This window comes from Kosakonia cowanii JCM 10956 = DSM 18146, assembly GCF_001975225.1.
GTDB classification, from domain to species: domain Bacteria; phylum Pseudomonadota; class Gammaproteobacteria; order Enterobacterales; family Enterobacteriaceae; genus Kosakonia; species Kosakonia cowanii.
In genome coordinates this window covers 2476203-2496295 of record NZ_CP019445.1, presented here as the reverse complement: position 1 = coordinate 2496295, position 20093 = coordinate 2476203, and the positions used below count along the sequence as shown (strand labels likewise).

The 20093-nt window shown below is 56.1% G+C and carries 17 protein-coding genes and 1 tRNA gene; 9 read left to right on the top strand and 9 right to left on the bottom strand.

Going from position 1 to position 20093, the window contains the following annotated elements; all coding sequences use genetic code 11:
- Nucleotides 1-470 precede the first annotated feature (470 nt).
- Genes entF through fes form a run of 3 tightly spaced genes read right to left on the bottom strand, consistent with a single transcriptional unit; the run spans nt 471 to nt 5817 of the window.
- Nucleotides 471-4358: an enterobactin non-ribosomal peptide synthetase EntF gene (gene entF, locus BWI95_RS11715; protein WP_076769521.1), complete on the bottom strand. Its 3888-nt coding sequence runs from the start codon at nt 4356-4358 to the stop codon at nt 471-473.
- Between the two features lie 10 nt (nt 4359-4368).
- Nucleotides 4369-4584, bottom strand: a complete 216-nt coding sequence (locus tag BWI95_RS11710) for an MbtH family protein (protein WP_023479066.1) — start codon at nt 4582-4584, stop codon at nt 4369-4371.
- Between the two features lie 33 nt (nt 4585-4617).
- Nucleotides 4618-5817 carry an enterochelin esterase gene (gene fes / locus BWI95_RS11705; RefSeq protein ID WP_076769520.1) on the bottom strand — a complete coding sequence of 400 codons (1200 nt, stop codon included), beginning with the start codon at nt 5815-5817 and terminating at the stop codon, nt 4618-4620.
- A 252-nt stretch (nt 5818-6069) separates the two neighbouring features.
- Between fes and BWI95_RS11700 the strand changes: the two genes are divergently transcribed.
- From BWI95_RS11700 to BWI95_RS11680, 6 genes are all read left to right on the top strand, one after another.
- Complete coding sequence (locus tag BWI95_RS11700) at nt 6070-8322, top strand: TonB-dependent siderophore receptor (RefSeq protein ID WP_054804548.1); 2253 nt, start codon at nt 6070-6072, stop codon at nt 8320-8322.
- 611 nt (nt 8323-8933) lie between these two features.
- The gene (locus tag BWI95_RS11695) at nt 8934-10169 is read left to right on the top strand and encodes an EAL and HDOD domain-containing protein (protein ID WP_076769519.1); all 1236 of its coding nucleotides are present in this window, start codon (nt 8934-8936) and stop codon (nt 10167-10169) included.
- Nucleotides 10170-10231: 62 nt separating this feature from the next.
- Complete coding sequence (locus tag BWI95_RS11690; RefSeq protein ID WP_076769518.1) at nt 10232-10651, top strand: winged helix-turn-helix domain-containing protein; 420 nt, start codon at nt 10232-10234, stop codon at nt 10649-10651.
- 118 nt (nt 10652-10769) lie between these two features.
- Nucleotides 10770-10868, top strand: a complete 99-nt coding sequence (locus BWI95_RS23300) for a YoaK family small membrane protein (RefSeq protein ID WP_042717833.1) — start codon at nt 10770-10772, stop codon at nt 10866-10868.
- A gap of 130 nt (nt 10869-10998) precedes the next feature.
- Nucleotides 10999-11931, top strand: coding sequence for a nucleoside recognition domain-containing protein (locus tag BWI95_RS11685; RefSeq protein ID WP_054804546.1), 933 nt, complete (start codon nt 10999-11001; stop codon nt 11929-11931).
- A 117-nt stretch (nt 11932-12048) separates the two neighbouring features.
- Nucleotides 12049-12246: a hypothetical protein gene (locus tag BWI95_RS11680; protein ID WP_054804545.1), complete on the top strand. Its 198-nt coding sequence runs from the start codon at nt 12049-12051 to the stop codon at nt 12244-12246.
- Nucleotides 12247-12305: 59 nt separating this feature from the next.
- Here BWI95_RS11680 and BWI95_RS11675 read toward each other — a convergent pair whose 3' ends face one another.
- A complete protein-coding gene (locus tag BWI95_RS11675) occupies nt 12306-13397 on the bottom strand; it encodes an NADH:flavin oxidoreductase/NADH oxidase (protein WP_076769517.1) in 1092 nt (363 codons plus the stop codon).
- Here BWI95_RS11675 and BWI95_RS23295 point away from each other — a divergent pair.
- Both BWI95_RS23295 and BWI95_RS11670 read left to right on the top strand, forming a co-directional pair.
- Nucleotides 13390-13797 (top strand): hypothetical protein, encoded by a 408-nt coding sequence (locus BWI95_RS23295; protein WP_156884908.1) that lies wholly within the window; start codon nt 13390-13392, stop codon nt 13795-13797. The genes BWI95_RS11675 and BWI95_RS23295 overlap by 8 nt on opposite strands.
- A gap of 460 nt (nt 13798-14257) precedes the next feature.
- Nucleotides 14258-14662 carry an H-NS family histone-like protein gene (locus tag BWI95_RS11670; RefSeq protein ID WP_023479043.1) on the top strand — a complete coding sequence of 135 codons (405 nt, stop codon included), beginning with the start codon at nt 14258-14260 and terminating at the stop codon, nt 14660-14662.
- 148 nt (nt 14663-14810) lie between these two features.
- Here BWI95_RS11670 and BWI95_RS11665 read toward each other — a convergent pair whose 3' ends face one another.
- The 3 genes from BWI95_RS11665 to BWI95_RS11655 all read right to left on the bottom strand — a co-directional run bounded on the left by BWI95_RS11665 (nt 14811) and on the right by BWI95_RS11655 (nt 18723).
- Entirely contained in the window at nt 14811-16694 is a 1884-nt protein-coding gene (locus tag BWI95_RS11665; RefSeq protein WP_076769516.1) for a glucose PTS transporter subunit IIA, read from the bottom strand.
- A gap of 122 nt (nt 16695-16816) precedes the next feature.
- Nucleotides 16817-18220, bottom strand: coding sequence for a glycoside hydrolase family 1 protein (locus BWI95_RS11660; protein ID WP_076769515.1), 1404 nt, complete (start codon nt 18218-18220; stop codon nt 16817-16819).
- 281 nt (nt 18221-18501) lie between these two features.
- Nucleotides 18502-18723, bottom strand: coding sequence for a hypothetical protein (locus BWI95_RS11655; protein WP_054804549.1), 222 nt, complete (start codon nt 18721-18723; stop codon nt 18502-18504).
- A gap of 340 nt (nt 18724-19063) precedes the next feature.
- Between BWI95_RS11655 and BWI95_RS23725 the strand changes: the two genes are divergently transcribed.
- A complete protein-coding gene (locus BWI95_RS23725; RefSeq protein WP_023479047.1) occupies nt 19064-19246 on the top strand; it encodes a YnfU family zinc-binding protein in 183 nt (60 codons plus the stop codon).
- Between the two features lie 74 nt (nt 19247-19320).
- Here BWI95_RS23725 and BWI95_RS11645 read toward each other — a convergent pair whose 3' ends face one another.
- Both BWI95_RS11645 and BWI95_RS11640 read right to left on the bottom strand, forming a co-directional pair.
- Nucleotides 19321-19788 carry an Hsp20 family protein gene (locus BWI95_RS11645; protein ID WP_023479051.1) on the bottom strand — a complete coding sequence of 156 codons (468 nt, stop codon included), beginning with the start codon at nt 19786-19788 and terminating at the stop codon, nt 19321-19323.
- Between the two features lie 185 nt (nt 19789-19973).
- Nucleotides 19974-20050: transfer RNA gene (locus BWI95_RS11640), tRNA-Arg, on the bottom strand.
- Nucleotides 20051-20093 lie beyond the last annotated feature (43 nt).

The window sequence follows — 20093 nt, the reverse complement described above, 5'->3', positions numbered from 1 at the left end:
GCAAAGCCGCCATCCGGCATGCTCTCCGCATCCATTGCCGGATGGCGCGTTACACGCTTATCCGGCCTACGCGGTTCCAGCAACAGCTATTTTTCATTCAGCCCCCATCTTGCAGCGACGGTGTTTACCCCCGCTGAAATCGGCGAACCGAAGCGTGAATGACAAGGTCTGGACGCCATGGATGGCGGACAGAGGCGAACCGAGACAGGGAGCGAGTCCCGGAACGGGCGAGCAGGTCGAGTCGAGCCGGCCGCCGTCAGGCACGCGGGAGGTGAGCGCAGTGCGAAGCACCGATTTCCTCGCGGGGCCGCGGGGATTGACAAGGGGGGAGCGGTCCCCCCCTTGTCCCGTTCACCGCATAAGAGGTCAATGAAACCCCACCACGTATGGTGAACGGAACCCTTCCACCGAGGCAATGCCACCCCCATTGCCGGATGGCGCGTAAACGCTTATCCGGCCTACATGGTTTTTTACCTCTCCAATAACTCCCTCAACACTGGCCCGATCTGCCCGAACGCCTGCGGGGAGATGATATCGACATGGGCGCAATCCTGACGATACACCGCCAGCTCGCGCACCCAGGGTGCCCAGGCGCGTTGCGGGTCGGTGCCGGGCGGCAGGGTGCGCTCGGCGACAAACAGCGTGGCTTTACCATCAAACGGCACGCTGTGCGCAGTGGTCAACAGCCGCACCGCATCGGCGTAATTCCCCTCAATCTGCGAGAAGAGTTCTGTGGAGGCCTGCCCCTGCTGCGCGGCGAGAAACGCCTGGCGCTCGTGCTCAATCTCCGCCAGCACGGCGGGATCAAGGCCGTTGGCCTCCTTCTCTGCCCAGTTTTGTGTCTCCGGCGGCCAGGTATCGAGCAGCCCGAGGAAGGCCACCTCTTCGCCGCGCTGTCGCAGCCGCGCCGCAATGCTGTGCGCCAGCGTCCCGCCAAGGGAGTAGCCAAACAGGTAGTAAGGCCCGTGCGGCTGCTGCGCCAGCAGCGTCGCCAGCTGTTGATCGCAGGCTTCATCCAGCGTTGCCGCCTGCTGTAGCGGCCCATCCGGGCGCGGAGACTGAATGCCGGTAATCGACCAGCGCGGCGCAAGATAGCGCGCCAGCACGCTGAACTGCCAGGCGAAACCGGAGGCCGGATGGAAGCAGAAGAGCGTCGGCCCCGCGCTTTCGCGCAGCGGCAGCACCGCTTCCAGCCCTAGCCGCCCGGCCTGCTCATTTGAGAGCGGCTGTTCCAGCAGTGCGGCCAGCTTCTCCACCGTCGGCGCGACCATGATCTGCCCCGGCGTCACTTGGCGGTCGCACTGGCGACTAAGCTGTGCGGCAAGCCGCATCGCCAGCAGCGAGTGGCCGCCAAGGGCGAAGAAATCCGCCTGCGCATCATTCACTTCACAGCCCAGCAGTGCGGCAAAAGCCTGTGCCACCTGCGTTTCCATTCCGGCATTGAGCGGGCGACCGCCCTGCTCTGCTTGTAAGGCGGGCAGCGGCAGCGCTTTGCGATCGAGCTTACCGTTCGCGCTAAGCGGCAGCGCGCTCACCTGCATTAACAGCACCGGCACCATATGCGCCGGTAACTGCGCGCGCAGTTGCTCCAGCAGTGCAGCCGTATCCAGTTGCTGAGCAGATGAAGAGACCAGGTAGCCAACCAGCTGGCGGGCATCGCCGCCGCTCGCCGCCGCCTGGTTAAAGACGCAAGCATGGGCCACCGCCTGAGCGATATCCGGCAGTGCCAGCATTGCCCGGTCAATCTCGCCCAGTTCAATGCGCTGACCGCGAATTTTCAGCTGATCGTCGCTGCGTCCGAGGTACTCCACCGCGCCACTCTCCAGCCAGCGGGCGACATCGCCGGTGCGGTACATGCGCTCGCCCGGCGCAAAGGGGTCGGCAATAAAGCGGCTGGCGGTCAGATCCGGGCGACCAAGATAGCCCTGCGCCAGCTGAATGCCGGTGAGATAGAGATCGCCCGCCACGCCGAACGGCACCGGGCGCATCATCGCATCCAGAATGCGCAGCCCCGTGTTCCACACCGGGTAACCAATCGGCACGCTGTTGCCGCGCACCTGCGCCAGCGTCTCGCCATACGCCGGATAGAAGCTGACATCCACTGCCGCCTCCGTCGGGCCATAAAGATTATGCAGCGCCACGCCGGTTAAGGCTTCCCACTCGCGGCAGAGATCGGCGGGCAGCGCTTCGCCGCTACAGAAAACCTGCTTCAGCGTGCGGCAGCTCTGCTGCGCGCTTTCCGGCGTCAGCGAGGCGACAAAGGCCGCCAGCATCGAGGGTACAAAGTGGGTGGTCGTCACACCCGCTTCAGCAAAGAAGGCTTGTAACGCCTGCGGATCGCGGTGCGCCTCCGGCTCGGCCATCACCAGGCTGGCACCGGCGATAAACGGCCACCAGAACTCCCACACCGAAACATCAAAACTGCACGGCGTTTTTTGCGCCACCACATCGTTAGCGCTAAGCGGGTAGGCTGCCTGCATCCACAGCAGGCGGTTGACGATGGCGGTATGCCCGACCATCACCCCTTTTGGTCGCCCGGTGGAGCCGGAGGTGAAGATGATATAAGCCGTCTGCTCCGGGCGAGCAAGATTGAGCGTCTCAGCTCCATTGCTCTCCAGCGGCGCGTCGTAGCAGAAGTGCGCCAGCCCAGGAATATCGGCAAAGCGCGCATACTGATCGTCGGTGGTGATTAAAAGACGCGGGCGAGCATCCTCCAGCATCATGCGCAGGCGATCGTCGGGGTAGCCGGTGTCGAGCGGCAGCCAGGCGGCGCCCGCTTCAACAATGCCATGCAGCGCGAGCGTCAGGAAAACCGAGCGCGGCAGCGCAACCGCCACGCTGTCGCCAGGCTGCACGCCCAGCGCGCGTAGCTGGTTCGCCAGCGCCACCACTTGCTCGCGCATCTCCCGGTAGCTGAAGCGCCAGCGGGCATCGGATAACGCCGGGGCATCGGGCGTTTTCGCTGCCTGCTGTGCCACCAGCTCGCTCAGAGTTGTGGCGGGCAGCGACACGGCGGTAGCGTTGATCTGCGAGAGTTGTTCCGCCTCTTTCGCGGTTAAGAGTTCCGCATCGCCACAGCGCAGGGCCGGGTTGTCGGCAAACTGCTGCAACAGCTGGGCAAGGCGCGCAACGTGAGTATTAAGTGTCGCTTCGTCATAGCGGCTGCGGTTCGCCAGCACCTCCAGCGACAGCCCGCCCGCCTCATCCGGGAAGATCGCGATCTCCAGATCGTTGACCGGCCCGGTGGCTAAGGTGTGGGTAATGCCCTGGATGCCGTCGAGCCTGAGCTGGTAATCAAACAGTTTGACGTTCAGCACCGGGCCGAACAGCGGCTCACTCCCCGCCGCGCGCCCGGCGTCGCGCACGATCTGCTCCGCGTCGTAACGCTGGTGGCGGCGCATTGTTTTAAGCGTTCGGGCAAGGTCGCTGGCCAGCTCCGGCAGCGTTTGCGTGCCATCCAGATGAATCCCCATCGGCAGGACATTGAGCACCGGGCCAGTTGCGGTGAGCGCTGCCGACCCCATGCGGCGCATAAAGATAAACCCGGCGGCATAATCGGTGCGTCCGCACAGCCGGCCCAGCCAGAGCGCCACTAAGGCCAGCGCCAGATCGGCGGGCGTCGTGTTTGCCATCGCCTGGCTCAGGCGGCGAAAGGCTGCGCTCTCCAGGGCGACATTGAGGCGAAGAATATCGGTAGTTGCCGCGCGCCCCGGTAGCGGTTCGCTGGAGAGCGACACCGGCGGCGGAAGCGCGCGCCGCTGCTCTGCCCAGAAAGCGGCATCACGCGTAAAGGCATCGCTGCTCTGATAGCGTTGATACTCTTCGACGACCTCAGCAAAAGGGGTAAATGGCGAGGCGGGCGTCGGCTCACCACGTTGCCATGCCGTATAAATAGCGGCAATCTGGCGGGTTATGGCGGGGAAACTGAAGCCATCGACCAGCAAATGGTGATAACGCTGATACCAGTACCAGCGCCGCTCGCCGACGCGCATCAGCTGGTGGTGCACCAGCGGTTTGCCGCTCTCCACGCGCAGGTTTTGCGCCAGATCGGCCTGCATTAGCGCCAGCGCGGCGCTGTGTGAGTCCCCCTGCTGGCGCAGGTCGGCAATCGCGGGGGCGGCAAAGGTCAGCGTCTCATCGACCGACTGCCACACTTCGCCGTTATCTTCAGTAAAACGCATGCGCAGCGTGTCAGCCTGCATCAGGCCAGTGACAATCGCCTCGCTGAGCTGCACGGCATCGATATCGCCCTCAAGCTCAACATAGTGCGCCACGCTCCAGGCATTGGGCAGCGAGGAGAGTTTTTCTGCCATCCAGATCCCCGGCTGGGCCGCGACCAGCGGTAAACGTTCGCTCATCTTCCGCTCCTTATTGCGCGTGGGGGTGCGCATAGTGCGCCGGGGTTAAGCTCTGCCAGTGTGCGGCCAGCCAGTTGTTACAGTCCGCCTGCGATTGCGGCTCGCAGATGACGCGCCAGCCTGCGGGCAGTGCGCACTGCGCGGGCCACAAACTGCACTGCTGCGCGCTGTTTTGCAGAATATAAAACCGCCCTTGCGGATGATCGAAGGGGTTGGTGAACTCCATAGCAAACTCCTGTCGTGGAAAAGCGCCCTGGCGTTACAGCGGCTGCCAGAGGGTAATTAACCCCGCCGTCAGCCCGCCTCGCCAGCAAAGCGCATCATGTCCGCCGTCAACCTGACGCCAGAAAACCCGCTGCTGTGTCTGTTGTAAAAGGGATAAAAGGGTCTGGTTGGTGCGAAAAATCAGCGGCTCGCGCACCCCGGCTTCAAGCACGATGCGCAGCCCCTGCGGGCCTATTTCACCCTGTTTGAGTTGTTGGATAAGCAGCCCTTCACCCTCGCCGCCGCGATGTGGCCACCAGTAAGAGCCGGACTGGCTCAGCACGCAGCCAAAGCGCGTCGGCCAGTGCAGAGCGGCATAGAGCGCCGAAAGCCCGCCGAAACTCTGCCCCGCCACCACCGTGCGATCGGCGCGATCGCTGAAGGGCGCAATTTCGCGTACCTGCGGCAAGAGTTCCTCCTGCACCGCCAGCCAGAAATCGGCATTACAGGGCAGTTCCTGGCTGCGCTGAGCATTATCGATGGCGTCAATCAGCACATAGACCGCGGGCGGCAACTGGCGGGCATTGGTCAGCGCCGCCAGCGCAGGCCACACCGGCATGCTTTCGGCCCAGAACTGACCGTCGAGCAGGATCGCCAGCGGTCGTTCAGCACCCTGCGCCTCGCCGGTGGCATAGACCCAGACGCGGCGGCGGTTTTGCAGCCGCGGGCTCTGCCAGTGCAACAGATGAGGAGGGGTAAAAGCGGTATCGGTTGCCTGCCAGCCGGGCTGAGGCGGTGCGCCGGGCATCTCCAGCGCCGAGACCGGATGCCCGCGTCCGCCGCGCCAGCTTTGCGCATTGAGCGGGTCGGCAATCGCGCGCGGCAGCAGTTTGCGCCACCCTTCACGCAGCGCCGCGCGATCCGGCGGCATGCTGGCGAAAACGGTATCGGCGAAATCGTTATCCTGCTCAGAGGGGATCAGGCAGTAGCTGCCGCGCCAGCCCGCTTCGAGGGTGGTTTTCCAGCACCAGATATCGCTTCCGGCGATGCGTGCCAGTGATTGCGGCTGCGCTTGTTGATGGTGATCGGTAACACCAGTGATGTAAATCCAGACCCGGCGCAGGCGCGAAGTCTGCTCAGACCCCGCCGGATCGCGCCACCAGAAGGTCACTTCATAGCGCCCGTCGGCGGTTTTAACCCACTCCGGCCCCTGTTTTGACGCCCACCAGGCATCGCTTCCCGTCGTTGACGTCACGGTTTAACCCCAAATCGCTGCGGACTTATTTTTATCGATCAAAATTTATAGATAATATTATTGATAACTATTCTTATTTGCAATAGCGTATTGGCGCGCTGTGGGAAGCGCGTCTTTCACCTAACTCTGCCTGTCGCAGGCCTTTTTTCTCAGGGCTGAGAGAATTGCCGCGCGCGGGCTTCATCACTGCCGTCTCCTCTCCCCTGGGAATGGAGAGTTACGGGGATACGGCAAAGGAACGCAGGTAACATAATGAATAAGAAGATGAAATCCCTGACCTTGCTGGTCAACCTCGGGATCTACGGCGCGGCAATGCCCGTGATGGCGGCGGATGAGAAGAGCAGCGACGCCAGCAGCGCGGACACTATCGTCGTCACGGCGGCACAGCAAAACCTCCAGGCACCCGGCGTGTCGACCATCACCGCCGATCAAATTCGTAAGAACCCGCCAGCCCGTGATGTGTCGGAGATTATCCGCAAGATGCCGGGCGTTAACTTAACCGGCAACGCCACCAGCGGCCAGCGGGGCAACAACCGCCAGATCGACATTCGCGGTATGGGCCCGGAAAACACCCTGATCCTGGTGGATGGCAAACCGGTCACCAGCCGTAACTCGGTGCGCTTAGGCTGGCGCGGCGAGCGTGACAGCCGCGGCGACACCAGTTGGGTGCCGGCAGAGATGATTGAGCGTATCGAAGTGATCCGCGGCCCGGCGGCCGTGCGTTACGGTAACGGCGCGGCGGGCGGTGTGGTGAATATCATCACCAAAAAAGATAGCGCCCAGGAGTGGCATGGGTCATGGAACGCCTACGTCAACGCGCCGGAGCATAAAGCGGAAGGTGCCACCAAACGCACCGACTTTAGCCTCAGCGGCCCGCTGGGCGATGATGTCAGCTTCCGCCTCTATGGCAACCTGGCGAAAACCCAGGCCGATGCGTGGGATATCAACCGCGATCACCAGTCTGAACGCACCGGGATTTACGCCAATACCCTTGCCGCCGGGCGCGAAGGCTCAATCAATAAAGATATTAATGGTGTGGTGCGCTGGGATTTCGCGCCGATGCAGTCGCTGGAGTTCCAGGCGGGCTACAGCCGCCAGGGCAACCTCTACGCGGGTGATACGCAAAACACCAACAACGACAGCAGCAGCAATAACTACGTGCGCGAGAACTACGGTAAAGAGACCAACCGTCTCTATCGCCAGAACTACTCCGTCACCTGGAATGGCGGCTGGGATAACGGGATCACCACCAGCAACTGGATCCAGTATGAGCACACGCGCAACTCGCGTCTGGGCGAAGGACTGGCGGGCGGGCTGGAAGGGCTGTTCAACAGTAATAAATTCACCGATATCGACCTCTCCGATGTGATGCTGCACAACGAGGTGAACCTACCGCTGGATCTGCTGGTTAACCAGACCCTGACACTGGGTACCGAATGGAACCAGCAGCGGATGAAAGATCTCGCCTCTAATACCCAGGCCTTCCAGGGCGGGGCGATTAGCGGGCTGAGCAGCACCAACCGCAGCCCCTACTCCAGCGCCGACATCTACTCTATTTTTGCCGAAGACAATATGGAGCTGACCGACAGCACCATGCTGACCCCGGCGCTGCGTTTCGATCATCACACCATTGTTGGTGATAACTGGAGCCCGTCGCTGAACCTCTCGCAGGGATTAGGCGACGATTTTACCCTGAAAATGGGCATTGGCCGCGCGTATAAAGCGCCGAGCCTCTACCAGACCAACCCGAACTACATTCTCTACAGCAAGGGCCAGGGGTGCTACGCCAGCGGCAACGGCGTCGGTTGTTACATGATGGGTAATGACGATCTGAAAGCGGAGACCAGTATCAATAAAGAGATTGGTCTTGAGTTCAAACATGATGACTGGCTGGCCGGTGTGACCTGGTTCCGTAACGATTACCGCAATAAGATTGAAGCGGGCTACTCCCCGATGGCGCAAACGGCGGCGGGCGCGACCAAAACCGATATCTACCAGTGGGAAAATGTGCCGAAAGCGGTGGTTGAGGGGCTGGAGGGTACGCTGAACGTGCCGGTTTCTGAAACGGTGGCCTGGAGCAACAACTTCACCTATATGCTACAAAGCAAGAACAAAACCACCGGCGAGCGGCTCTCCATTATTCCGGCCTATACGCTTAACTCGACGCTGAGCTGGCAGGTGACGCAGGATGTTTCTCTGCAATCGACCTTTACCTGGTACGGAAAGCAGCAGCCGAAGAAGTATGACTACAAAGGCCAGCGCGTGACCGGGTCAGCGACGAACGAAGTGAGCCCTTACAGCATTGTGGGACTCAGCGGCACCTGGGACGTGAACAAAAACGTCAGCCTGACCGCCGGCGTCGATAACGTGTTTGATAAGCGCCACTGGCGCGCGGGCAATGCCCAGAGCACCGGCGGCACTACCGGCTATATGTATGGCGCGGGCGCAGAGACCTATAACGAATCGGGCCGCACCTGGTTTATGGGCATCAACACCCACTTCTGATGAGAGCCTGAGCGGCTACAAAGAGAAGGCCCCGTCATTGCTGGCGGGGCCTTTTATTACTGATTACCTGGATGTTGAATATCTGACACTGTTATACCCCGCCCGGCGCTTATCTCCGGCACTCACTCTGAGGTGGTGTTAGCTCTTTGCTGGGGTGAATTCACAATAAGCCATCGGAAAATTCCTAACAAGAGGAAAATAATACCTGTACGTGAATATATGATATCGATCATACTTTCTTGCTGCTGTTCATCTCCTGGTGTGATGAGCGTCACGACGTTTTTTCACTCAGTCGTCAACCTGTTTACCGGCGTAATAATGATGGCCCGGCTAAAGCCTCTCTCTCAGCACGATCGCCGCAAGTGTGCTTACTTTTTGCTTTAGTTGCCTGAAAATGCAGCAGCAGATATTATTTTGCACTGCGGAATTTGACTTAAATTCTGCAGAAGTTTACAAAAGATACCGCCTTTCCCCTATCCGACTTGCGTCTTTGCGGTTTTCGTCCAGGCTTGCCTTTCAGGCGCTGGAAAAATAGCAAAGGTTCGCCCGGTTCAGGTTTGCGCGCCACCGACGTTTCTATAATTTGCAGGCATCTGTGAGTGGAGTATCGAATGTTCTCTTTTGTCGCCCGCCAGGCGATTTTTGATGCAAATATGAACACAGTCGGCTACGAGTTGCTGTTCAGGGACAGTATGACCAACCGGTTTCCTGACGTCACACCGGAGTACGCCACTGCGCAAATTATTGTTGAACAGTTTCTTGGCGCACCGCTGGGGCGGTTAAAAGAGTACAGTGCGATTTTCGTCAACTTCCCCTATGAACTGCTGGTACAGGGAATGGCGGAAACGCTGCCGAAAGATCGGGTGATCGTTGAGATCCTCGAAACCGCCGAGCCCACGCCGCTGCTGCTTGAAAGCATCAAAAAACTCTCCGCGCAGGGTTTTCGCATTGCGCTGGATGATTTTGCGCTCGGTGATGTATGGAACGACTTCCTGCCCTTTATTCACATTATTAAATTCGACGTGCGCAATAATACGCCGGAAGAGATCGGCGGTTATATCAAGGGCAAAGCACATTTACTGCATGACACGCTGTTTCTCGCTGAAAAGGTGGAGACCCAGCAGGAGTATGAGTGCTACAAAAACCTCGGCTGCACCCTTTTTCAGGGCCACTTCTTCAGCCGCCCGGTGATCCATGCGGCGAATAAACTGATCCAGAACCAGGCAATCACCCTCAGGCTAATGAAAGAGGTGAATGCTGATAAGCCCGATTTTGCCCGCATTGAGGCGCTGTTAAAACAGGATCTCGCCCTCTCCTTCAAGCTGATGCGCTATGCGCAAAATATTGTCTTTAACGCGCGCGGAATTAAAAACGTCCGCAGCCAGTCGTTAAAAGATATTATTTTTTATCTCGGTGCCAATGAGCTGCGCCGCTTCGTGCTGGTCTCCTGCCTGACCTCGGTAAATAAAGAGGAGATTGGCGAGATCTATCAGCAGAGCCTGATCCGTGCCAAATTCTGCGAGCTTGCCTCGTCACACTCTATTACGCGCCACTCGGCGGATGATGCCTTTATCGTCGGTCTTTTTTCGCAACTCGACAGCATTTTTGAAATGCCGATGGCCGATCTGATTGGCCAGATTGATATTTCCGACAATGTGATGATGGCGCTGAAAGCGCAAAAAGGGCCGCTCTATCCCTATTTGCGCCTGATTGAGCTTTATGAAAACCATCAGTGGGAAGAGGTGAGCGCGCTGGGCCATCGCCTCGGTTTTCATCGCGGCACGGTGGCGGAGCTGGTCAAAACCGCAACCGAATGGACGCAGGCAATCCCCTCAACCCGCCGCTAATTTTAGTTTCTGCGTCAAAAGGCCGATGTAATTAGCAGAACGCATCCCTTTGGACGAACACGATGGAATCACTCTCGGTATATGGCTACCGCCTCGGCAACGATCATGAGGTGGAATATCTGCCGTTTAAAAAACGCCTGATTAACTACGCTTCGCCGGGTAAGGCTGACTATTTACGCACTACCATGGCAAACCTGCTTCACTTTCTGCTGACGCACGCCGTCGGTCGCGTGGTGGCAGACAGAACGCTGCAAACGCAGGTGTGGGAAAACAATGGCCTGAGCTGCTCCAGCCAGCGGCTGTGGCAGGTGATGAATAACCTGAAGCGTAAACTGGCGGCATTTCATCTGCCTGAGGATTTTATTCTGCGCGTCGAGGGTAAAGGCTACCTGATCCCCGAAGAGAAAGTGCTGCAACTCTACTGCCGCCAGACCTTTTTTGCCGCCGGTGAACACGCCACACATGCGGGCGTGACGCGTTAATGGCTGACGAAGCCCCCTATTTTTATCCGCCTTATCCGGCCAATTATGCTAACGTTGTGCCGCCGCAGGCGATGCGGCGCCCTCCACTCCCCCTGCTGGCAAAATTGAATGAGGCTTTATGAGAATTGGTATCGCGTTTCCCGTGCTGGTATTTATTGTCGCCGTGGCATTTCTGACCTGGTTTATTGTGGGCGGCTACGCTACACCGGGCGTTTAATATTAAGAGGTCTCCCGGCTGCGTTATTCAATACAGCGCATCATTTGCCGTTCAACCACTTTAATTTGTGATCCTGCTCGCCTTTTGGCGGGTGTAGAATGCCGGGCACGCAAGTTCACCGGAGCAGTTAATGAATATCATCGAAATCATCATGTCGGCGGGTCGGGTATCCGTAGATGTTGCCCTTTATACCCTGCTGCCGATCATGGTGGTGATGCTCATCATTATGAAGTACCTCGAGGAGAAGGGCGTACTGGACGCGATTGTCCGTCTCACCTCCCCGGCTCTCAAACCTTTTGGTATTAGCGGGATGGGCATTTTTGCCCTTATTCAGCTTAACTTTGTCAGCTTTGCTGCTCCGCTCGCCGCGCTGGCGATTATGGAGCGACGCGGAACCTCCGATCGTCATCTCGCCGCGACGCTGGCCATGGTTTTTGCCATGGGCCAGGCCAATGTCTTCTACCCTCTCACCCCCTTTGGTCTGCACTGGGGCGCAGCGATTGGCATTTCGCTGATTGGCGGGCTGGCGGCTTCGTCGTTTACCTACTACCTTGCCGGGCGCAGGCTCTCCAGCGCCACGCTGCGTGACGAAGAGGGCGAGCTTGCGCAGGAGAAGTCGCGTGCCGGGCTGATTGCGGTGATTAACGGTGCAGGGGCGGATGCGATTCGCTTATCGCTTGGCTCACTGCCGATGCTGCTGCTGTCGCTGACGGTGGTCGGCATATTAAAAGCAGCGGGCGTGGTGGAAGCGCTGACGTCGCTACTGACGCCGCTGATGTCTTTCTTTCACATCTCAACGGTCTACGTGTTGCTTACACTGACCAAATGTCTGGCCGGCGGTACTGCTTACTTTGGTGTTGCATCCGAAATGGCGCAGCACGGCCAACTGACAGCGGCGCAGATTAACGCCTCGGCAGGCTTTCTGGTACAAACCCTCGATCTGCCGGGGATCGGGATTTTTCTCGGTATCGCCAGCCGCTTTGTACGCCTCTTCCGCTTCGCGCTTGCGGGCGCGATTGTGGGTATTCTGCTGCGCACGCTGCTGCACGCGATGCTGTTTTAAACCTGTCCCGTAAACGCGAGCAGTTCAAAACGTCCTCTTTTGCCCCTTGCTGGCAGGCTGGCTACAAATGAAGCAGGTTGTGCTATTTTTGGGAGGGGCAAGAAGGGAGGACAGGGTATGAAGTTCAATGATGAGCACACGGGACTCATTGGATTAGCCATTGGTGCAGCGGTGATTGTCCTGGTTGCGGCGCGCGAGCCTCTCAATCGGGACAATATTGTGCGTGAAATTGAGCGGCAAGGGCGGGATCGGGGAATTGGCGTTGAGGAAGAGGTGTTTCTCAAAGCCGCGGAACTGATCAGTAAAGGCGTGTAGCCACGCCCATTAATCACAACAGGCGAGTTTGTCACAGCGGCAAACTCGCCTGTTTGTTTCTATTTCACCGTACCTTTCACACCGTGCGGCTCCGCGCGCTGATACTGCGGCGCAATATTAACGGCACCACCCAGTTTTGCGGCTGCGTGCCACGGCCAGCGCGGGTCATAAAGCATGCCGCGTGCCAGCGCCACCAGATCCGCCTCGCCTTGTTGCAGAACCGCTTCCGCCTGCTCTGCTTCGGTGATCAGCCCTACGGCAATAACCGGCATCTTTGTCCTCTCGCGCAGCGCTTTGGCAAACGGCACCTGGTAACCCGCTTTTACGCTGATCTGCTGTAACGGAGAGAGTCCGCCGCTGGAGACGTGCACATAGTCGCCGCCGACCGCTTCAATCTGCGCGGTGAGCGCTGCGGATTGCTCGATATCCCAGCCCCCCTCCACCCAGTCGGTAGCCGACAGGCGGAGCCCGACCACAACGGAAGACGGGACCGCTTCGCGCACCGCGCGGAACACTTCCACGGTGTAACGCAGGCGGTTTTCAAGGCTGCCGCCATATTCATCGTCGCGTTCATTAGAGAGCGGAGAGAGGAATTGATGCAGCAAATAGCCATGCGCCGCATGGATCTCGATCACCTCAATGCCAAGCTCCACCGCGCGCAGCGCGCTGTCGACGAAACGCTGCTTTACGCGCGCCAGATCCGCTTTGCTCATCGCGTGCGGTGGGCGTTCTGTTTCGTCATATGCCTGCGCAGACGCGGAGAGTGTCTGCCACCCGCCCTCGTCCAGCGAAAGCTGCTTACCGCCCAGCCACGGCGCGCTGGTAGAGGCTTTACGCCCGGCGTGACCGAGCTGGATACCGATTTTGATCGGTGAATAGCGGCGAATATCGTCCAGCACCACGCGCAGCGCCTCTTCGGTGGCATCGTCCCACAACCCGAGATCCTCAGGCGAAATGCGCCCTTCCGGCTCAACGGCGGTCGCTTCAATAATCAGCAGACCGGCTCCCGAGAGCGCCAGGTTGCCGAGATGAATGCGATGCCAGGCGGTCGCTTTACCTTCGTCAGCCGAATACTGACACATCGGTGCGATCACAATACGGTTATCGAGCGTCACACGCCCAAGCGTCACTTCTGAAAATAATTTGCTCATATCTCATCCTTTTCCGGCTTCGTTTACTGCACAACTGCAAGCATTTGCGCGCAGTAAAGAGAAGAAACTGTCAGCCAATTACCATAGCTTGTCTTTGGCGGGATGTGCCGTTAGCGGCAGGCTGAACGATATTCAGGCAATCAATGGTCTGGTTAACGTTATGAAAGCTAAGTTGAAAATAATTTTCCAATTTTGCGATAAAAGCACATATATCGCGATGCGCAGGAGGACGTTATCCTGCCGCAGAGAGGGTTATTATTGCCGCGAGTCATTTTTTAACCGCCAGCGCAAGGCAGAAGATCACCTGAAATTTTTTCAGCATCGGTGCAATCATATAGCGATCTTTATTGCAATGATGATTAAACGGCGGCGAGCAAATAACACCAGTCTGGCAGCGTGAAGTATTAGTGCTGTCTATTGCGCATTAACCTGAGCTGTTTCTCAGCGGAGAAAGATCTGAAAGTGGGATTTTGCCGCTAAGTGAGAATATTCTCAGTTACGGCGGATATAAGTGAAACTTTCTGTCGCTTATTGCGACGTCGTTGAACAAAGCGCACGCACAATGTTTAAGTAATCCTACAGTGCCGCTGAAATCGCTGTCCTTCTAACCTATAAGCTATTTTCTTAATACTGCTTAAGCTTCAACCAGGGCTTAAGTTAAAAATAACCCTTAAATGACCCTGCCTTTATCAGGCCGCGATCTTACTAAATTTCTTAGTGCAACAGAGCTACCTAACATCAAGGGTTGCAATTTCCTCACGCTATTTGATAAAACACATAATCCTAAGTTGATTTTTATCTCTTTATCACTAAAAATTAATTCCGATCGATTTTCATTTACCCGCACACGGAGTGACATCATGTCAGAAGCACTTAAATCGTTAAATAACATTCGCACCCTGCGAGTACAGGCGCGTGAAGTTACGCTCGAAACGCTGGAAGAAATGCTTGAAAAATTGTCCGTGGTTGTAGAAGAACGCCGCGAAGAAGAATCTTCTTTACGTAAAGAGCAGGAAGAGAAAGAAGCTAAACTGGCGGCATTTCGTCAGAAGTTGCTGGATGAAGGTATCGACCCAACCGAACTTTTATCCTCTTTGAAAGGTCAGGCGACTAAAACCAAATCTGTTCGCGCACCGCGTCCTGCTAAATATAAGTATATTGACGAAGACGGTACTGAAAAAAGCTGGACCGGCCAGGGCCGTACGCCGAAAGTCATCGCTAAGGCGCTGGAAGAAGGCAAAAAGCTGGAAGACTTCTCCATCTAAAAGGCAGGGCGATAATAATATCGCCCTCTTTTTTATCTGCTCTGCAACGTCCTCATCTCCTTTGCAAATACGGCTTCACACCAGCTTTTATCAGGGTTGTGATAAATACCGCCTGTGTAGATCTTCCGCTATCCCTGCCGTCAAAACGTTATATCGATAATGCAGAGCTTCGCTCACCGCTACGCGAGCGCGGTTTTTCGCTGGCACCTAATGAGCGCCAGGCTTCGCTATTGGTGATGATGATGGGGGTTACCGTGTCATAACCCTCAGCGGCAATAGCCAGCAGGTCGAATGTCATTAATAGTTGTCCCTGTTTTACCACCTCTCCCGTTTGTACCTCGACGCAAAAATATTTCCCCGCCAGCTGTACGGTATTAATCCCGACGTGAATCAGGATCTCTGCCCCGGCGTCCGAGCAGATGCGTATTGCATGCCTGCTGGCATATGTGCTGGCGATATAACCATCCACCGGTGAATAAACGCGTCCTTCATCGGGAATAATTGCGAAACCAGGCCCAACGCTGCCAGTAGAAAAGACCCCATCATTGACCTGGGCAAGTGAGATCACTTCACCTGAAACCGGGGCGATAATTTGCTCTGTAATATCAGAAACCGGTTTCGCGGCAGGTGGAGGACGCCTGACTGCTATATTTTCCCGGTCCGGGGATTCGCCCCAGTTCACCGGTAGCGAACTCTCCTCAATCCCTGTCAGCAGGATTAATCCCAGGCTGCCTACAAATGCGAGACTGCACGCAAGAATATACGTGATAAAGCCTTCGCCATAAAAAACCGGGATTGTCAGCAGCCCAGGCATTGCCATGGCGATAGCGGAATTTTTGCCGTAGCCAACCATTGCGCCGCCAAAAGCCGCCACCACCAGCACGCATAAAAACATTTTCTTACGTTTTAACGTTACGCCATAAATAGCCGGTTCGCTGAGACCGAAAAGCGAAGGAATAATTGCGCTGCGGGTCAACGCTTTCAATTTACTGTTACGGCTACGCAGATTGACCGCCAGCAACATAGCAGAGCAGGCAAATATTGCCGGGCCGCACGCCGCCAGCAAAAAACTCTGCCCCATCACCGAAATATCATTAATAAAAAGCACAATAAATGCCTGGTGCAGACCTAACATCAGCAGCAGCGGCCAGGCGGCCGCCATTAGCGCGCAGGTAAAAATGGGGCTGAAGTTATAAAGCGCGCTAAATAGCGCGCTAATTGCCTGGCTTATGCTCACTCCCACAGGAAAGAGAAGCAGTACGATTAAGGGCACAATAATCAGCAACAGGAAACAGGGCGTCACTATCGCGCGTTTTGCCGCGTCAACATAGCGCTCGATGACCTGCTCAATGCGCGATATTAACCAGACGCCGACTATAACCGGGATCACCGCACCGCTACTATTCATCAACCTGAACGGTAGCCCTGAAAAAGCCTCTTGCTGCCCGCCTGCCGAAATCCCCATGCCCAGCGGCGAAAGAGAAGCGCCCGCCATCGCGACGGCAATAAAGAGATTGGCTTTAAATTTACGCGCGCAGAGGATAGCGAGAAATAGCGGCAGAAAGTTAAAAGGGCTTTCGGCAATGGCAAACAGGGTCGCGGCGCGTTGTCTGCCAGGGTTCAACCATCCGGCATCGACACACATAATAAGAATGCCTTTTAGGATCCCTGCGGCCATCATGACACCCAGAAGCGGCATCGTTATATCGGCCAGACCATCGCTCCATCTCATCAGTTGCGCGCAACCCGCCCTTTCATGCTGCCCGCGCTTTTTTTCAGTGCTGATTAAACCGCAACGCACGCTCAGGGCGTGGAACACTTTTGCTACGCGATTGCCAATCACGACCTGTAATCGATCGCCCTCACACACGACGGTGAGCACGCCATCCAGCGCCCTCAGCTCCGCCAGTTTTACTTTGCGATTATCGATAACGGTGAATCGTAAGCGCGTCGCGCAATGGATTACCGTTACGACGTTACTTTCGCCCCCCACCATCCGCAGAATATTGTCTGCCAGAACCGTGCTATTCATTCTTCTTCTTCCGTTTTATCAAACAACCTGAAACGTCGTTTGTCGCCGCTGTCCGTTGACGAGTGAGCAAAAGGGCCATCGCATGCAGCGATGACCGTTTGTAGCGTAATAAGGGTTATGGATTAAATCGGCTCACTCAGCGTGGCGCCGTTGCTGTGGATCACATCGCGATACCAGTAAAAGCTCTTCTTGCGCTGACGCCTCAGGCTGCCGTTACCGCCATCATCGCGATCGACGTAGATAAAGCCGTAGCGTTTTGACATCTGCCCCGTTCCGGCGCTGACCAGATCTATCGGCCCCCAACAGGTGTAACCAAGCAGTTCAACGCCATCTTCAATCGCCTCGCGAACCTCCAGCAGGTGGGCGTGAAGATAGTGAATGCGATAGTCATCCTCAATTGAGCCATTCAGCTCCGGCACATCTTTCGCCCCAATGCCGTTCTCCACGATAAAGAGCGGCTTGCGGTAGCGATCGTAAAGTTCGTTGAGCAGAAAACGCAGACCCTTAGGGTCGATCTGCCACCCCCACTCCGACGCAGAGAGAAAGGGGTTGGGGATCATTTTGAGGAGCGTGCCGTGACCGCGTTGATAGAGATCGGGCCTGGCCGCGGCGCAGCTGCTCATGTAATAGCTGAAGGAGATAAAATCGACGGTCTCTTTGAGATCTTCCCTGTCCTGCGGTGTCACACGCAGCGTAATGCCATTTTCACGAAAATAGCGCGCAATCCACGCCGGGTACTCACCCCGCGCCTGAACATCGCCGAAGAAAAGCCACTCGCGGTTCTCCTGCTGCGCTTGCAACAGATCCTCCGGTTTACAGCTGATCGGGTAGCGCACCGCCCCCAACAGCATGCAGCCAATCTTCGCCTCCTCGATAATGTCATGACACGCTTTGACGGCCCGCGCACTGGCGACCAGCTGATGATGAAGCGCCTGATAAATCTCCTGTTTGCTGCGCTCTCCCATCAAACCTGCGCCGGTAAAAGGGGCGTGCAGCGCCATATTGATCTCGTTAAAGGTGAGCCAATATTTCACTTTATGACGATAACGGGTAAACACCGTGCGGGCGTAACGTTCAAAAAGATCGATAACCTGCCGGCTGCTCCAGCCGTCATATTTTTTCACCAGACCAAAGGGCATTTCATAATGTGAAAGGGTGATGAGCGGCTGAATACCATACTGCGCCATCTCATCGAAAAGCCGATCGTAGAACGCCAGCCCCTCTTCGTTCGGCTCCGTTTCATCACCGTTCGGGTATATTCGCGCCCAGGCAATCGAGGTGCGCAGGATGGTAAATCCCATTTCAGCGAAGAGTTTTATGTCCTGCGGGTAACGGTGGTAAAAATCGATGGCGATATCTTTGAGGTTGCCGTTTGTGCCCGGACGCACTGCAATTTCGCCATCGATTCCCCAAGGTTGCAGATCGGCGGTTGAGACACCTTTCCCCCCCTGATTCCATGCCCCCTCGATCTGGTTGGCGGCGACCGCTCCCCCCCATAAAAACCCGTCGGGAAATACCATTTTCATCGCTTCTCTCTCCTTGTTGTCATAGCGCCTCGACGCGAAACGTCGAACGACAGGCGAAAAAAAACCTGATTCCCTTAACGCCTGGCAGGCATTAAGGGGATCAGGTTTCGCTCGGTTTATCGATGACGATCCGGGTGGACTTTTATAACGAATCCCATTATCTGGCTCAAGCGCTCAAAACGGGAAATGTGATGATAATCAAGGATGACGGGGAGAGGAAAATAACGATAAATTGATGAAGACGCCCATTCGGGCTGCTTCATCAATGCGGGGCTAAAGCGTTAATCTGCTTCTAACGCATCCTGAATCGCATCGGCAAGCGTAGCGACTTCCTGCGAGACATTACGTAAATCCATCTGGCTGCGAATACCGGAATTTGCCGTTGTTGCAGAGACAGCCGCCTTCGAAATTTCCAGTGCTGCCTGTACGGCCAGTAAACGTTTTCTGTTTTCCAGCGCGTCATTACCGGTCGCGTCATCCAGATCAAAATATCCTTCTAACACTGTTTGCTCCTCAGTTTTCATTTCCAGTGGTCGGATATAACACCATCAGGTGCAGCAGGATGCAATCACATCCCTTTAAGATGTGAATAAAAATGCCGCCTGCCGATTAAAGGGGTAAAAAAAAAGCCGCTCGGGAAGAGCGGCGCAGAAACAGTATCAGGGTTAATAGGGGTTAATGATGATAGCTATTCAAATCATAGCGTTATATTAAAAACCTCGCTTAATATTGGGATTTATCCTGGAGGCGCCTGAGCGGCTAAGTTATTAGTTAAAATAATGATATCGAGCTATACGCAGCAGAATCGTGTATGGTTGCCGGCCATACATCAGGAAAAAATCTATGTCACAACGCAAAGATGCCAAAAGCCGCCGTAACTACCTCGTAAAATGTTCCTGCCCTCACTGCTCACAACATTCCGAACACAGTTTCTCCCGCGTCCAGAAAGGGGCAATGTTAATGTGCCCGCACTGCAGCAAAATTTTCCATCAAGATAAAAACGCTCTCGCTCAGGCAACAAGCTGAGTGTGCTATCACCTTCGGTGATAGAGATAAGGCCCGCATGGGCGGGCCTTAGCATGTGATTAAAAACGCCACGATTATGCCTGGTGCTCAATCACCTTCTGACTATTCTCAATAGCGATTTTGCGTGGTTTTTCACTCTCGGGGATCTCCTGATAAATGGAGACCTCCAGAATGCCGCTCTCTAATTTCGCGTTGCTCACTTTGGCATGATCGGGCAGCGAGAAGCTCAGGCGGAAATCCGCGCGCCGTATGCCTTTATAGATCCACCCCTGCTCTTCCTCGGAAGCCTCTTCACTGCGCTTACCGGAAATATGCAGGTTGCCGCCTACCGTCTCGATTTCCAGCTCCTCCTCCTTCCAGCCAGGCACGCTGACATGCAACAGGTAGTTGTTGGCATCGACTTTTTTCAGATCGTAGGCAGGCGTCGCCGCCACAGGCGTGTTGCCGGTGAGCTGGCTAAAAAGCGAATCAATACGGTTAAAACGATCGGCAAAAAGCGAATCTGAAAAGCCAGGGAGTGCTGACAAGGTTCTGAGTGCCATAAGTTAACCTCCTGAATAATCAATTCAAAAGCTCAAGTTAAAGGCAAGCCTTGCTTGTCCGCTAATAAAAATAATGCCATCGGCACGTTTTTCAAGAGTGGGTAAAAAAATTTTTTTTGCGGCTGTGCAATGTGCAGAAGAAGCGGTGGGGAGAAGAGTACGCGATGCCGGCATCGGCGGGAAAATGGTACGCCCTACAGGGTTCGAACCTGTGACCTACGGCTTAGAAGGCCGTTGCTCTATCCAGCTGAGCTAAGGGCGCATTGCGCGAATGTCACCACCTTTACGGTGGAAACGCCTGGAAT